This window comes from Kitasatospora cheerisanensis KCTC 2395, from assembly GCF_000696185.1.
Taxonomy (GTDB): Bacteria; Actinomycetota; Actinomycetes; order Streptomycetales; family Streptomycetaceae; genus Kitasatospora; species Kitasatospora cheerisanensis.
In genome coordinates this window covers 2,952,167-2,966,916 of record NZ_KK853997.1, presented here as the reverse complement: position 1 = coordinate 2,966,916, position 14,750 = coordinate 2,952,167, and the positions used below count along the sequence as shown (strand labels likewise).

The window sequence follows — 14,750 nt, the reverse complement described above, 5'->3', positions numbered from 1 at the left end:
TGGAGGCCGATCCGTGGCTCGGCCCTCCGGCGGGGCGTCACATCCGGAAGACCCCGTACGGACGGGGTTCGGCGAGCGGGGCGTTGGCGCAGGCGGTGAGCGCCAGGCCGAGCGCGGTCCGGGTCTGCATGGGGTCGATCACGCCGTCGTCCCACAGTCGCGCGGTGGCGTAGTAGGCGTTGCCCTGCCGCTCGTACTGCTCGCGGACCGGGCGCTTGAACTCGTCCTCGGCCTCGGTGGACCAGTCCTCGCCCCGGGCCTCGAACTGGTCGCGGCGGACGGTGGCCAGGACGGAGGCCGCCTGCTCGCCGCCCATCACGGAGATCTTCGCGTTCGGCCACATCCACAGGAAGCGAGGTGAGTAGGCCCGCCCGCACATCGAATAGTTGCCCGCGCCGTACGAGCCGCCGATCACCACGGTCAGCTTCGGCACCCGGGTGCACGCCACCGCGGTGACCATCTTGGCGCCGTGCTTGGCGATGCCGCCGGCCTCGTACTGGCGGCCCACCATGAAGCCGGTGATGTTCTGCAGGAAGAGGAGGGGGATGCCCCGCTGGTCGCACAACTCGATGAAGTGCGCGCCCTTGAGCGCGGACTCCGCGAACAGGACGCCGTTGTTGGCGACGATGCCGACCGGGTGGCCGTGGATCCGGGCGAAGCCGGTCACCAGGGTGCTGCCGTACTCCGCCTTGAACTCGGCGAAGCGGCTGCCGTCGACCAGTCGGGCGATCACCTCGCGCACGTCGTAGGGGGTGCGCGGGTCCACCGGCACCACGCCGTACAGCCCGGCCGGGTCGACGGCGGGCGGCTCGACCGGAGCCACCGGCCACGGCTTGGGCGTGCGCGGGCCGAGCCCGGCCACGATGGTGCGGACGATGGACAGCGCGTGCGCGTCGTCCTCCGCCAGGTGGTCCGTGACGCCGGAAGTGCGGGAGTGCAGGTCGCCGCCGCCGAGCTCCTCGGCGGTCACCACCTCGCCGGTGGCCGCCTTCACCAGCGGCGGGCCGCCGAGGAAGATGGTGCCCTGGTTGCGGACGATCACCGCTTCGTCGCTCATCGCGGGGACGTAGGCGCCGCCCGCGGTGCACGAGCCGAGCACCGCCGCGATCTGCGGGATCCCGGCGGCGGACAGCCGCGCCTGGTTGTAGAAGATCCGGCCGAAGTGGTCGCGGTCGGGGAAGACCTCGTCCTGCATCGGCAGGAACGCGCCTCCCGAGTCCACCAGGTAGATGCAGGGCAGCCTGTTCTCGAGGGCTACCTCCTGCGCCCGCAGGTGCTTCTTCACCGTCATCGGGTAGTAGGTGCCGCCCTTGACGGTGGCGTCGTTCGCCACCACCAGGACCTCGCGCCCGGCGACCCGTCCGATGCCGGCGATCACCCCGGCGGCGGGCGCGGCCCCGTCGTACAGGCCGTCGGCCGCCAGCGGGGCCAGCTCCAGGAACGGCGAGCCGGGGTCGAGCAGGGTGTCGACCCGTTCGCGGGGCAGGAGCTTGCCGCGGGCGGTGTGCTTGGCGCGCGCCTTCTCACCGCCGCCGAGCGCCGCAGCCGCAAGCTTTTCGCGCAGCTCGGCGACCAGCGCCCGGTGGGCCTGCGCGTTGGCGAGCCCGGCGGGTGACGCCGGGTCGACCGTGCTCTCCAAGCGGGGCGCCGGTGCGGCGGCCGCGCCGAACAGCGGTGCCAGTGGCGGCTGCGCGGCAGCGTTCTGCGACGAAGCCGGAGACCACGATGAGGTCGGTGCCGAAGAGGGGACCATCCCAAGAGCTCCCTTGCCCTCGGATTCGAATCCGGGCAGGCCGAAGGGCGAGCCGGCCAGCCCGTGTTAATGAGCGTTAACTCTGTGGCCAGGTTAACCAGCGATAACCCGACTGTCTACGATGGGCAGCATGCCCAACCGCCCCGCCGCCCCCGCGCTCCCACGCCGTGACCAGATCCGGAAGGAGGCCGCCAGGCTGTTCGCCGCCCGCGGTTTCCTCGGGGTCGGCGTGGACGAGATCGGCAAGGCGGTCGGCATCAGCGGACCGGGCCTGTACCGGCACTTCGCGGGCAAGGACGCGATGCTCGCCGACCTCCTGGTCGGCATCAGTGAGCGCCTGCTGGAGGAGGGCCGCCGTCGCGCCGGTTCGGCCGCGGGGCCGCAGGCCGCGCTGGACTCCCTGATCGACGGTCACATCGACTTCGCCCTGGACGACCGGGACCTGATCATCCTGCACGACCGCGAGCTGCTCCATCTCAAGGAGGAGGACCGACGCCGGGTGCGCCGGCTCCAGCGCGGGTACGTCGAGCTCTGGGTCGCGGTGGTGCGCGAGGCCTTCGACGCGCTGGCCGCCGCGGAGGCGGAACCGGTCGCCCGGGCCGCCGTGCACGCGGTCTTCGGCCTGTTGAACTCCACTCCGCACAGCGCTGCACCCCAGGCCGCCCCGGTCGATCCCGCTGCCGAGCGGGCCGGCCTGAGCCGGGAGGCCATGGCGGCGTTGCTGCGCGCGCTGGCCCAGGGGGCGTTCGTGGCGGCCGCGGCGGAGGTCGCCGCGCTGCGCCCCCTCGTCTGACCTGCGGTTTTACAGGCGCGTTCACCATTCGCCTGAAGCCGACTGCACCCCCGCCTAGGACGATCGGCCGACCCAGGTGTAGCCGACCGTAGGAGGCGCACCACCGCGTGCCGCGGGCAGGCTGTGATTGGGAAGGAAGCTCGGCCCCGGGTCGTTCAGCCTCCTATGCGCCCGTCGAACCCGATGGACGCCCAATCGGCCGAATGGTTAGCATCACTAAATATGCCCGAGACTCATGGTTACCCAGAGCAAGGCTGGCTTCGCCGGCTCGGTGGCTACTGTTGGCGCTACCGTCGCAACCTGCTGCTGTCCTTCGGGGCGTCGCTCGTCGGCATGGCGATCACCGCGATCGTTCCGCTCATCACCAAGCTGATCATCGACGACGTGATCGCCACGCACCGCCGCCCGCTCACCCCCTGGGCGGTGCTGCTGCTGGTCGCGGCCGCCGGCGTCTTCCTGTGCACGCAGATCCGCCGCTACTACGGCGGGCAGCTCGCGCTCGACGTCCAGCACGACATGCGGGCCGACCTGTTCCGCTCGCTGACCAGGCTCGACGGGCACCGCCAGGACCGGCTGGACACCGGCCAGGTGGTCGGCCGTGCCACCTCCGACCTGCAGCTGGTCAACGGGCTGCTCTCGATGATGCCGATGATGACGGGCTACGCCCTGATGTTCGGCATGTCGATGGTGGTCATGCTCTGGCTGTCGCTGCCGCTCACCGTGATCGCGCTGGTGATGGGCCCGGTGCTGTGGTGGCTCTCCACGCTCAGCCGCAAGCGCCTGTTCCCCGCCACCTGGGCCGCCCAGCAGCAGGCCGCCGAGGTCGCCGGCGTGGTGGACGCCGCGGTCGGCGGCGTCCGGGTGGTCAAGGGCTTCGGCCAGGAGGCCCAGGAGCGCGGCAAGCTGGAGCGGGTCTCCCGCGCCCTGTTCGCTGCCCGGCTCCGCTCGATCCGGCTGAACGCCCGCTACACCCCGGCGATGCAGGCCGTTCCGGCGCTCGGGCAGGTCGCCGTGCTCGCCGGCGGCGGCTGGCTCGCCGTCCGGGGAGACGTCACCCTCGGCACCTTCGTCGCCTTCTCCACCTACCTGGCGCAGATGGCCGGCCCGGTCCGGATGCTCGCCATGGTGATCACCGTGGGCCAGCAGGCCCGGGCGGGCGTGGAGCGCGTCCTGCAGTTGATCGACCAGCGCCCGCTGGTCGCCGACGCGCCGGACGCCCGCCCCCTCGACCCCGACGCGGCCCCCGCCGACACGCCCGCCCTGGAGCTCGACCGGGTCGACTTCCACTACCGGGCCGAGGAACACCCCGAGCCCGGCAGCGCCCCCGACGGCGTCCCGGTGCTGGACGGCCTCACCCTGCGGATCGCCCCGGGCGAGACCCTGGCACTGGTCGGCGCATCCGGCTCCGGCAAGTCGACCGTCGCCCAGCTGGTGCCCCGCTTCTACGACCCCACCGCCGGCACCGTCCGACTCTTCGGGCAGGACCTCCGCGAGGCCACCCTCGACTCGGTGCGCGCCGCCATCGGCATCGTCCCGGAGGAGAGCTTCCTGTTCTCCGAGACCGTCCGCACCAACATCGCGTACGGCCACCCCGAAGCCACCGAGGAGCAGATCCTCGCCGCCGCCCGGATCGCCCAGGCCGACGGCTTCATCCGGGCGCTCCCCGAGGGCTACGACACCAAGGTGGGCGAGCAGGGCCTCACGCTCTCCGGCGGCCAGCGGCAGCGCATAGCCCTCGCCCGCGCCGTCCTCACCGACCCCCGCATCCTGCTGCTCGACGACGCCACCTCCGCCGTCGACCCGCAGATCGAGGCGGAGATCCACGACGCGCTGGACAGCGTGATGGCCGGCCGCACCACCCTCCTGATCGCCCACCGCCGTTCGACGCTGCAGCTCGCCGACCGCATCGCCGTCCTGGAAGGCGGCCGGCTGATCGACCTGGGCACCCACGAGGAACTCACCGCCAGGTGTCCGCGCTATCGGTCGCTGATCACCGACCCGGACGCGCTGGCCGCCCCAGTGCCCGCCACGGCCGAGCCCGAGCGGGCCGAGGCGGTGGTGCAGAACGCCAACGCCGCACCGGCAGCCGAGAAGCCCGGCGCCGATGCTGAACTGCTCGCCAAGGTCGCCGCCCTCCCGCCCGCGACCGACACCCCCGACATCCCGGTCGAGCAGGCCGAGGCCGCCGACCCCGGCTTCAGCCTGGCCCGACTGCTCGCCCCGTTCCGGCGCCCGCTGCTGCTCGCCCTGCTGCTGGTCGCCCTGGACACCGCCGCCGGCCTGACGCTGCCGGTGCTGATCCGGCACGGCATCGACGACGGCGTCAGCAAGGCCGCCATCGGCGGAGTCGCGGTCGCCTCCCTGCTGGCCCTGGTCATCGTCCTGCTCGACTGGCTGGTGCAGGCCACCGAGAGCAGGGTCTCCGGGCGCACCGGCGAGCGGGTCCTGTACACGCTGCGGCTGAAGATCTTCGCCCACCTCAACCGGCTCGGCCTCGACTACTACGAGCGCGAGCTGACCGGCCGGATCATGACCCGCATGACCACGGACGTGGACTCCATCTCCTCGTTCCTGCAGACCGGCGTGGTCACCGCCGTGGTCAGCCTGTTCACCTTCGTGGGCATCTTCGCGGCCCTCGTAGTGATCGACCCGGGCCTCGCCCTGGTCGTCCTCACGGTGCTGCCGCCGCTGATCATCGCCACCCTGCTGTTCCGCAAGAAGTCCGCCCAGCAGTACGAAATCTCCCGCGACCTGATCAGCACGGTCAACGCCGACCTGCAGGAGAACGTCGCCGGCATGCGGATCGTCCAGGCATTCCGCCGCCAGGACGCCAACATCGACCGGTTCGTCGAACGCGGCCTCGCCTACCGGCACGCCCGGGCCAAGGCCCAGCTGTACATCTCGCTGTACTTCCCGTTCGTGCAGTTCCTGTCCAGCGTCGCGTCCGCCCTGGTCCTGATCGTCGGCGCCTCCCGGGTCGACCACGGCACCCTCACCATCGGCGCCCTGGTCGCCTACCTGCTGTACATCGACCTGTTCTTCGCCCCGGTCAACCAGCTCTCGCAGATCTTCGACGGCTACCAGCAGGCCGCCGTCGGCCTCGGCCGGATCCGCGACCTGCTGCGCACCCCCACCACCACGCCCCAGGCCGAGAACCCCATCCCGGTCGGGTCGCTGCGCGGGGAGATCGCCTTCGAGAACGTCAGCTTCGCCTACAACGGCGGCGGCGCCGGCAACCCCGAGGTGCTGTCCGGGATCGACCTGCACATACCGGCCGGGCAGACCGTCGCGCTGGTCGGCGAGACCGGAGCGGGCAAATCCACCCTGGTCAAGCTGGTCGCCCGGTTCTACGACGCCACCGGCGGAACCCTCCGGGTCGACGGCACCGACCTGACCGGCTACGACCTCGAGGGCTACCGGCACCGGCTCGGCGTCGTCCCGCAGGAGGCCTACCTGTTCGCCGGGACGGTCCGCGACGCCATCGCCTACGGCCGACCCGGGGCGAGCGACGCCGAGGTCGAAGCCGCAGCCAAGGCGGTCGGCGCGCACGACATGATCATCGGGCTCAGCGACGGCTACCGGCACACCGTCGCCCCCCGAGGCCGCAACCTCTCCGCCGGTCAGCGCCAGCTCATCGCCCTCGCCCGCGCGGAACTGGTCGACCCCGACATCCTGCTCCTCGACGAGGCCACCGCCGCCCTCGACCTCGCCACCGAAGCAGCCGTCAACCACGCCGCCGACCGGCTCGCCGGGGGACGCACCACCCTGGTCATCGCCCACCGGCTGACTACCGCCGAACGCGCCGACCGGGTCGTCGTCCTCGACCACGGACGAATAGTGGAGGACGGCACCCACGCCGAACTCCTCGACCGGAACGGCACCTACGCCAAGCTGTGGAACGCCTTCATCGCCGAAGGACACCCCGCGCCGGTACTCGGCTGATCACCCGCCGACCGACCCGGCACCGGCCAGGCCCCGGCCCGACCTCGCGTCGGGCGGCGGGGCCTGCCCGGTGCCGGGTCGGCCTTCCCGCCGCGCGGCCTCACGTTCGCCCGGACTAGGCGGCAGCCAGTAGCGCCCGGAACAGCACCTCGGCATCCACCCCGACGGCAACTCGCTGACCTGGCCGTCCCCGACCTCCACCACCCGCCACTCACCGCCCGCGCTGCCGTCACGGCTCCCGGCGCCGTCGGCCAGCCGCGCCAAGTCGGTGGTGACGAAACGGCACCCCAACTCCCGCACCAGAGGCCGGACGGCCGACAGGTCGGGCTCGATCCGGCTCGCGGGGCAGTCGGGGTGCGGTCCGATCAGCACTGGCTCGCCGTCCAGCCACCAGACCCGGGCCTCCTCCGTCCGGCCGTCCGCAGCCCGCGCGAAGGACTCGAAGCGGCGGAGCACCAACCCGCCCGCGAGGAACTCGCCCTGCAGTTCGGCGAACCGCGAGGCCACGCGCTCCAGCGCGTCGAGATCGGCCAACTCGGGCACGTAGCAGGCCTCGTGCCACTCGTGCTTGCGGGACTTCACGTAGTCCTTCACCACCGCAGGCCCGCGTCCGCCCAGCGCGGACGCGGCCGCAGACAGTGCGGGACGGTCCCAGCCGGTGCCCGGCAGCCAGGAGCTGGCCGGTGTCACGGGCTCGAACGTCCGGTACCAGCCGGGCAGTTCATGGGCAGCGGCGTACTCGTCCAGCCCGGTCAGCAGCTTGCAGCCACGGTCGGCCAAGGCCTCGGCGAGCTCGGCGTACCGGGCGACGGGAATCATCCAGCCCCGGTACCAGAGCAGACCTGAGCCGGTGGGGACACGTCGGACGGCGGCCTCGGCGTCCCCGGCCAGCAGGGCGTCGTGGTCGATCAGCGCCTGCCGGCCGCCGGTGGCTCGGATCAGTCCGGCTTCCCAGGCGAAGTGAGGGTCCGTCCGACGCGGCAGCAGCGGATCGGAGGGAAGGATGACGGTGGGGTCGGCCATGGGGCTCAGATTAGGTCCACCGATCGGTGGACGGTCCGGCTTTGACCCGGCGTTGACCAGGCACTCTGCGTCGCACACCCGCGCCGCCCCACCGCGATGGCCGAAAAATCGATCGACACCCCGTCAGTTCTGCTGCGACGCTCTCCGTGTGCGGTGGATCACAAGACGTCAGAAGTCCAACGGCGAACGACGGCCCCGTCGAGCGGCGCGAACGGTCATCCTCTCGCCGCAGGGCGAGGTGTTCCTGTTCCGGTCGGACAACTCCGAGATCGGGGTGCACTGGAACGCTCCGGGCGGCGGCCTGGAGTCCGGCGAGACGCCCATGGAGGGAGCGCTCCGCGAGTTGCACGAGGAAACCGGCTGGACCGACCTCCGGCCCGGTGAACTCCTCTGCACCTGGGAGCACGACTTCACCTGGCACGGCACGCCCGTCCGGCAGCACGAGCACATATTTCTGACGTACGGTCCGCGGCGCGAGCCGGGAGACGTCGCGGCAGTCCACCGGGCCGACGGCATCCTGGGCTGGCGCTGGTGGACGCCCGCCGAACTCGCCGCACCGGACGCCGACCCGCTCTGGCCGCCGAACCTGCCCGAGCTGGTTGCCGCGCTCCGCACCGCAGAGCCCGGCCCGATCGTCCCGGTCCACCTCGGCTACCTGCCCAACACCGCCCCGAGCACGCCGACCACCCCGAACCGAAGCAGCTGACAGCGGACCGGAGCCGGGCGCACACCCCGCCCACGCCGAACCCGCACCCGTACCCGCAGCCGAGCCCGACAGGCGGCAGACAGGCGACAGAGAGGAGCCGCAACAGGAACGGAACCCGCACCCGTACCCGCAGCCGATCGAGCCCGCTCAGCGGACCTGGCGCCGACCCCTCCGGCGTCCACGAGCCGCCGGGACCTCGGCCTGCCAGTCGCGCGGCCCCAACTCGCGGTCGTGCACAGCCTCCGGGTTGATCACCACCGACAGCAGCGCGGAGCGCAGTTCGTCCGGGCTCATTCCGGTCGAGCGCTGCAACTGCTCGGTGGGGACGGACACCGCGATGGCCGGCCGCCACTCCGGCAGCACCACCTGGCAGGTCCCGGAGCCGAACCGCAGCAACTGGGCGGACACCCGGCGCTCCGCGATTCGAGCAACGCCGGTGGCCACACTCTCGACCAGCCCGGGCGACCCGCCGATCAGTACGCCCATCGGCACGCCGACCGGGGCAGCCGGCGCACTGTCCGCCTCCACAGGAACCGGCCCGTCCTCCACCGTGCCGCCGAGCGGCACCGACGCGGACGGAACGGCCCGCACCTGGCTCAACCGCCGCGAAGGCGTCGGCCGCCGCGGCGGCCGTACCCGCCCCGCGGTCACGCCCACGCCCCAGACCCCTGATGACCAACTCAACGCCCCAGAAGCGCCGGTAGCCCCACCCGTCACCAACTCCGCGGCCCCCGCCGGCCCGAGACCGCCGACTCCGGACACAGCACCGACCTCGCCGGGCACCCGCGCGGACTCCCGCACCGAGCCGGCGTCCCGCGCCGAGCCGGCGTCCCGCGCCGAGCCGGCGTCCCGCGCCGACCCGGTGCCCCGCACCGACCCGGGCACCGTCGACGGCCCGGTCGCCCCGGTCGCCACTGGCGTCCCCGCCGACCTGCCCCCGTCCGAAACCGCGCGGCCGCTCGACAGCGCCCGGCCTCCGGGCACCTCGCGCCTGCCCGCCGCTCTGTGACCGTCCGCATCGGCGTCAGCGGCCCCGCCCGGGGTCGAGTCGGACGGCACCGAGCCGCGCGCTGCGCCGGGACCTGTCGAAGGCACGCTCGCCGCACGGCGGTTGGCGTCCGCGTCCGGCCGGTCCGGCGCGTTCTGGTCGAGCGAGGTCATGGCTGCAGCCCTCCGGATTCTCGGCACGCCCGATCCTGCACCACCGGTGCGCGCCGGGCCAAGGGACGTGCGTGCACAGCCTGGCGGTTCCCGCCCGCGCGGGCCGAAATCCGCTCGCCCGCGCTCGCCGCCGCGTTATGGTGAAGGCATGTCTCTCACGTCATGCCTGTGCTGGTGGCCGTCCTAGGACGGCCGATCCCCTTGCATGACTCCAGGGCCGTCCGTACGGGCGGCCCCGGCGCGATCATTTCGGACGGGGTCCGGTACCCGGCGGGCGGTCACCACCGCAACCGAGGAGAACCTCCGCCATGACCGCCACCACGGACACCGCGTCCGGCACCGCCAACCCGCTGATCGCCGCCGGCGCCGAAGGCCACCGCCGCATCCTGACCGGGGACCGTCCGACCGGGCCGCTGCACCTCGGCCACTACTTCGGCACGCTCCGGAACCGGGTCCAACTCCAGTCCCAAGGGCTGGAGTTGATGATCGTGATCGCTGACTACCAGGTGATCACCGACCGGGACCGGGCCGAGCGGATCGCCGAGCACGCCGAGAACCTGGTCCTCGACTACCTGGCCGCCGGCGTCGACCCCGAGCGCGCCACGATCTTCACCCACAGCGCCGTCCCCGCTCTCAACCAGCTGATGCTGCCGTTCCTCAGCCTGATCAGCGTCGCCGAACTCTCCCGCAACCCCACCGTCAAGGACGAGATCGCCCACTCCCGGCAGGCCGCCGTCAGCGGACTGATGTTCACCTACCCCGTCCATCAGGCCGCCGACCTGCTGTTCTGCAAGGCGGACCTGGTCCCCGTCGGCCAGGACCAGCTGCCGCACCTGGAGACCACCCGCCTCATCGCCCGCCGCTTCAACGACCGCTACACCCCGCTCTTCCCCGAACCGCAGGCGCTGCTCTCCCGAGCCCCGCTGCTCCTCGGCACCGACGGCGGCAAGATGAGCAAGAGCCGCGGCAACGCCATCACCCTCGGCGCCGACGAGGACGAGACCGCCCGACTGCTGCGGGGCGCGGTCACCGACACCGACCGCCACATCAGCTACCAGCCCGAGACCCGCCCGGGTGTCTCCAACCTGGTCCTGCTCATCGCCCTCTGCCAGGACCGCGACCCGCACGCCGTCGCGGAGGAGATCGGCTCCGGCGGAGCGGCCCTCCTCAAGCGCACCGCGACCGAGGCGGTCAACGAGTTCCTCCGCCCCCTGCGTACCCGACGGGCCGAACTCGCCGCCGACCGTGCCGTGCTGCGCGACGTCCTGCACGCAGGCAACGCCCGCGCCAACGCCATCGCCGACCGCACCCTCGCCGAGGTCCGCACCGCGATGGGCACCTTCTGAACTGTCCTGCCCCGCTGCCGGGGCGCGGGCGTCCGACCGAGACGGCGCGCACTCCGGCAGCGGCCCGTGCACCGGGCGAACGACGCTGCCCGATGCAGCAGTTGATCCACGCCCTGCCGATACCGTCCTGACAGATCAACAGCACCCGCTTCGGGGTGGCGGGTTAACGAGTGGGGGATACCGTCAGCAGACGGACCACTCGCCGGCCCCAGCCGGGCACGGCTCTCGGGTCCTGCTGCCGCTCCGCACCATGAAGGAGTCCCGATGCCCCTGCGCCCGCTCCGTCCCGGTGACCGCGTCGCCCTCGTCGCTCCCAGCGGCGCGGTCGACCCCGCACGACTCGCCCTCGGCATCGACATCCTCAGGTCCTGGGGCCTGGAGCCGGTCGTCTTCCCGCACGTCCACGACACCCACCCCACGCTGGCGCACCTCGCCGGCGCCGACGCCCACCGCGCCGCCGACCTGCAGGCCGCCTGGCTCGATCCGGATATCGCGGCCGTCCTCTGCGTCCGCGGCGGCTTCGGCGCGCACCGGATGGTCGACCTCCTCGACTGGGAGGCGATGCGTGCCGTGCCGCCCAAACTGCTGGTCGGGTTCAGCGACATCACCGTCCTGCACGAAGCCGTCGCCCAGCAGCTCGGCGTCCCCACTCTCTACGGTCCGATGCCCGGTGCCGGCGTCTTCAGCACCGACGGCCCGACCGCCGAACACCTCCGCCGGACCCTGTTCGAACCGGCCGGCACCACCGTCCTCGCCGGACCCGATGCCGCGACCCTCGTCCCCGGCCGCGCGCACGGCGTCCTGATGGGCGGTTGCGTCTCCCTCCTCGCCGCCGACCGCGGCACCCCCGCCGCCCGACCGTCGTTCGCGGGCGGCCTGCTCGTCCTGGAGGACATCAACGAGCAGCCCTACCAGCTCGACCGCATCCTGACCCAGTTGCGACGCAGCGGCGCTCTGGACGGAATCGCCGGAGTGGTCCTCGGCTCCTGGGACAGCTGTGGACCGCTCGACGGCGTCCGCGCCGTGATGCTCGACCACCTCGGCGGACTCGGCGTCCCCGTCGTGTGGGAGCTCGGCTTCGGCCACGGCCCGTCCACCCTCACCGTGCCGCTCGGCGTCCCTGCCACGCTGGACGCCGACGCCGCCACCCTGACGCTCGACGCGCCGGTTCTCACCGCACCTACTCACGCGTAGGGTTGCGGCCCATGCACGTCGAAGGCATCCCCGTCGAAGGCACTTCCACCCCCGCCGGCCCAGAGCGGGCGGTGGCCCGCGCGCTCGGCCTGCTCCGCGGCCCGGGCAGCGGAACCGGGCGCGTACTCCTCGGCCTGGCCGGGCCGCCCGCCGCCGGAAAGTCCACCCTCGCCCGCCACCTGATCGACGAGATCAACCGCCTTGAGGGCCCCGACACCGCCGCCTACCTCCCCCTGGACGGCTTCCACCTCTCCAACGCCCAGCTCGACCGACTCGACCTGCGCTCCCGCAAGGGCGCCCCCGAGACCTTCGACGCGCGCGGCTACCTCACCCTCCTTCAGCGCGTCGCCGCCGACCGCTTCCACGACATCTACGCGCCCGACTTCGACCGCACGCTGGACGAACCCGTCGCTGCCCGCCACCTGATCCGCCCCTGCACCCGCCTGGTCGTCACCGAAGGCAACTACCTCGCCTCCTCCGCCACCCCGTGGACGGACGCCCGGGCACTGCTGCGCGAGCTCTGGTACGTCGACGCCGAGCACGCGGCCCGCGACGCCCGCCTCCTCGATCGCCACACCGCCGGCGGCCAGGACCGCGCCGCCGCCCGCCAACGGGTCGACCTCAATGACCTGCCCAACGCGGCGTACGTGGAGACGACCCGGATGACCTGCGACTGGACCGTCCGTACGGACTGAACTTTGCATCCGCCCACCGATTGGCGTAGTGTTACCTAGTCGCTCGGCAGGGAGCACCGGACACGCATCTGTGTGGACGGTCCCGGGGCGGCCAATCCCTGAGAACCAAGTAGCTGATCCGTGACGGGTCGCGTCCTTTTCGCGTCTCCGTTCTTATTTGGTGTGCGCGTTTTCGGAGATTGCGGCGGATTCGCTTTTCGGAGCGGGGATCGGCTAGAGTTTGAAACGTCGGACGGGCCGTCAGGTCGCAGAAGACAACAGCGAGTCGGATCGAAACTCCGGAAAACGGAGCGGAAAACATCTGATAAGCTGGAAACACGAAAGAACGAAGCGCCCGGAGGGTCCGCAGGAGTGCGGCTCGAAGGAAGCGTCCGTTCCTTGAGAACTCAACAGCGTGCCAAAAGTCAACGCCAGATATGTTGACATCCCCGGCCAGCCGGTATCGGTTGGTTGGAGATTCCTTTATGAAGTAACACTAGCGAGGACGCAGTGCGCAGGACCGCCCTTATTCCGGTGGTTGCTGTGCCGCTCCCCGTGGAGACATTCACGGAGAGTTTGATCCTGGCTCAGGACGAACGCTGGCGGCGTGCTTAACACATGCAAGTCGAACGGTGAAGCCCTTCGGGGTGGATCAGTGGCGAACGGGTGAGTAACACGTGGGGAATCTGCCCTGAACTCTGGGACAAGCCTTGGAAACGAGGTCTAATACCGGATACGACCTTCTCCCGCATGGGGGTTGGTGGAAAGCTCCGGCGGTTCAGGATGATCCCGCGGCCTATCAGCTTGTTGGTGGGGTAATGGCCTACCAAGGCGACGACGGGTAGCCGGCCTGAGAGGGCGACCGGCCACACTGGGACTGAGACACGGCCCAGACTCCTACGGGAGGCAGCAGTGGGGAATATTGCACAATGGGCGAAAGCCTGATGCAGCGACGCCGCGTGAGGGATGACGGCCTTCGGGTTGTAAACCTCTTTCAGCAGGGAAGAAGCGCAAGTGACGGTACCTGCAGAAGAAGCACCGGCTAACTACGTGCCAGCAGCCGCGGTAATACGTAGGGTGCGAGCGTTGTCCGGAATTATTGGGCGTAAAGAGCTCGTAGGCGGCCTGTCGCGTCGGATGTGAAAGCCCGGGGCTTAACCCCGGGTCTGCATTCGATACGGGCAGGCTGGAGTGTGGTAGGGGAGATCGGAATTCCTGGTGTAGCGGTGAAATGCGCAGATATCAGGAGGAACACCGGTGGCGAAGGCGGATCTCTGGGCCATTACTGACGCTGAGGAGCGAAAGCGTGGGGAGCGAACAGGATTAGATACCCTGGTAGTCCACGCCGTAAACGTTGGGAACTAGGTGTTGGCGACATTCCACGTCGTCGGTGCCGCAGCTAACGCATTAAGTTCCCCGCCTGGGGAGTACGGCCGCAAGGCTAAAACTCAAAGGAATTGACGGGGGCCCGCACAAGCAGCGGAGCATGTGGCTTAATTCGACGCAACGCGAAGAACCTTACCAAGGCTTGACATACACCGGAAACGGCTCAGAGATGGGCAGCCCCCTTGTGGTCGGTGTACAGGTGGTGCATGGTTGTCGTCAGCTCGTGTCGTGAGATGTTGGGTTAAGTCCCGCAACGAGCGCAACCCTTGTTCTGTGTTGCCAGCGAGTAATGTCGGGGACTCACAGGAGACTGCCGGGGTCAACTCGGAGGAAGGTGGGGACGACGTCAAATCATCATGCCCCTTATGTCTTGGGCTGCACACGTGCTACAATGGCCGGTACAAAGGGCTGCGATGCCGTGAGGCGGAGCGAATCCCAAAAAGCCGGTCTCAGTTCGGATTGGGGTCTGCAACTCGACCCCATGAAGTTGGAGTTGCTAGTAATCGCAGATCAGCATGCTGCGGTGAATACGTTCCCGGGCCTTGTACACACCGCCCGTCACGTCACGAAAGTCGGTAACACCCGAAGCCGGTGGCCTAACCCGTAAGGGGAGGAGCCGTCGAAGGTGGGACCAGCGATTGGGACGAAGTCGTAACAAGGTAGCCGTACCGGAAGGTGCGGCTGGATCACCTCCTTTCTAAGGAGCACATGGCCGCTTGCGAGCGAATGTCTCGCACGGTTGCTCATGGGTGGAACGTTGACTATTCGGCAC

10 protein-coding genes and 1 rRNA gene are annotated in these 14,750 nt (G+C 70.6%); 8 read left to right on the top strand and 3 right to left on the bottom strand.

Annotated elements, in window-relative coordinates:
* Positions 1-37: 37 nt before the first annotated feature.
* The gene (locus KCH_RS13365) at positions 38-1,753 is read right to left on the bottom strand and encodes a carboxyl transferase domain-containing protein (protein WP_244305317.1); all 1,716 of its coding nucleotides are present in this window, start codon (positions 1,751-1,753) and stop codon (positions 38-40) included.
* Positions 1,754-1,883: 130 nt separating this feature from the next.
* Between KCH_RS13365 and KCH_RS13360 the strand changes: the two genes are divergently transcribed.
* Both KCH_RS13360 and KCH_RS13355 read left to right on the top strand, forming a co-directional pair.
* Positions 1,884-2,546, top strand: coding sequence for a TetR/AcrR family transcriptional regulator (locus KCH_RS13360; RefSeq protein WP_035871878.1), 663 nt, complete (start codon positions 1,884-1,886; stop codon positions 2,544-2,546).
* 222 nt (positions 2,547-2,768) lie between these two features.
* Complete coding sequence (locus KCH_RS13355; RefSeq protein WP_035862901.1) at positions 2,769-6,488, top strand: ABC transporter ATP-binding protein; 3,720 nt, start codon at positions 2,769-2,771, stop codon at positions 6,486-6,488.
* Here KCH_RS13355 and KCH_RS13350 read toward each other — a convergent pair whose 3' ends face one another.
* A complete protein-coding gene (locus tag KCH_RS13350; RefSeq protein ID WP_063750144.1) occupies positions 6,489-7,511 on the bottom strand; it encodes an ATP-grasp domain-containing protein in 1,023 nt (340 codons plus the stop codon). It lies immediately after the preceding gene.
* A gap of 148 nt (positions 7,512-7,659) precedes the next feature.
* Between KCH_RS13350 and KCH_RS13345 the strand changes: the two genes are divergently transcribed.
* Positions 7,660-8,217, top strand: a complete 558-nt coding sequence (locus KCH_RS13345; RefSeq protein WP_084223571.1) for an NUDIX hydrolase — start codon at positions 7,660-7,662, stop codon at positions 8,215-8,217.
* 147 nt (positions 8,218-8,364) lie between these two features.
* Here KCH_RS13345 and KCH_RS41290 read toward each other — a convergent pair whose 3' ends face one another.
* Positions 8,365-8,625, bottom strand: coding sequence for a hypothetical protein (locus tag KCH_RS41290; RefSeq protein WP_157032036.1), 261 nt, complete (start codon positions 8,623-8,625; stop codon positions 8,365-8,367).
* 28 nt (positions 8,626-8,653) lie between these two features.
* On the opposite strand from KCH_RS41290, the gene KCH_RS13335 reads away from it, so the two are divergent.
* From KCH_RS13335 to KCH_RS13315, 5 genes are all read left to right on the top strand, one after another.
* A complete protein-coding gene (locus KCH_RS13335; RefSeq protein ID WP_157032035.1) occupies positions 8,654-9,226 on the top strand; it encodes a hypothetical protein in 573 nt (190 codons plus the stop codon).
* Between the two features lie 460 nt (positions 9,227-9,686).
* Positions 9,687-10,724 carry a tryptophan--tRNA ligase gene (gene trpS / locus KCH_RS13330; protein WP_035862884.1) on the top strand — a complete coding sequence of 346 codons (1,038 nt, stop codon included), beginning with the start codon at positions 9,687-9,689 and terminating at the stop codon, positions 10,722-10,724.
* Between the two features lie 264 nt (positions 10,725-10,988).
* Complete coding sequence (locus tag KCH_RS13325) at positions 10,989-11,918, top strand: S66 peptidase family protein (RefSeq protein WP_035862878.1); 930 nt, start codon at positions 10,989-10,991, stop codon at positions 11,916-11,918.
* 11 nt (positions 11,919-11,929) lie between these two features.
* Positions 11,930-12,613: a nucleoside/nucleotide kinase family protein gene (locus tag KCH_RS13320; protein WP_051653028.1), complete on the top strand. Its 684-nt coding sequence runs from the start codon at positions 11,930-11,932 to the stop codon at positions 12,611-12,613.
* 543 nt (positions 12,614-13,156) lie between these two features.
* Positions 13,157-14,675, top strand: a 16S ribosomal RNA gene (locus tag KCH_RS13315).
* Positions 14,676-14,750 lie beyond the last annotated feature (75 nt).

Excerpts from the sequence above, each read along its gene's own strand:
- KCH_RS13365 (WP_244305317.1), bottom strand. The coding sequence starts at position 1,753 with ATGGTCCCCTCTTCGGCACCGACCTCATCGTGGTCTCCGGCTTCGTCG.
- KCH_RS13360 (WP_035871878.1), top strand. The coding sequence starts at position 1,884 with ATGCCCAACCGCCCCGCCGCCCCCGCGCTCCCACGCCGTGACCAGATC.
- KCH_RS13355 (WP_035862901.1), top strand. The coding sequence starts at position 2,769 with ATGCCCGAGACTCATGGTTACCCAGAGCAAGGCTGGCTTCGCCGGCTC.
- KCH_RS13350 (WP_063750144.1), bottom strand. The coding sequence starts at position 7,511 with ATGGCCGACCCCACCGTCATCCTTCCCTCCGATCCGCTGCTGCCGCGT.
- trpS (WP_035862884.1), top strand. The coding sequence starts at position 9,687 with ATGACCGCCACCACGGACACCGCGTCCGGCACCGCCAACCCGCTGATC.
- KCH_RS13325 (WP_035862878.1), top strand. The coding sequence starts at position 10,989 with ATGCCCCTGCGCCCGCTCCGTCCCGGTGACCGCGTCGCCCTCGTCGCT.
- KCH_RS13320 (WP_051653028.1), top strand. The coding sequence starts at position 11,930 with ATGCACGTCGAAGGCATCCCCGTCGAAGGCACTTCCACCCCCGCCGGC.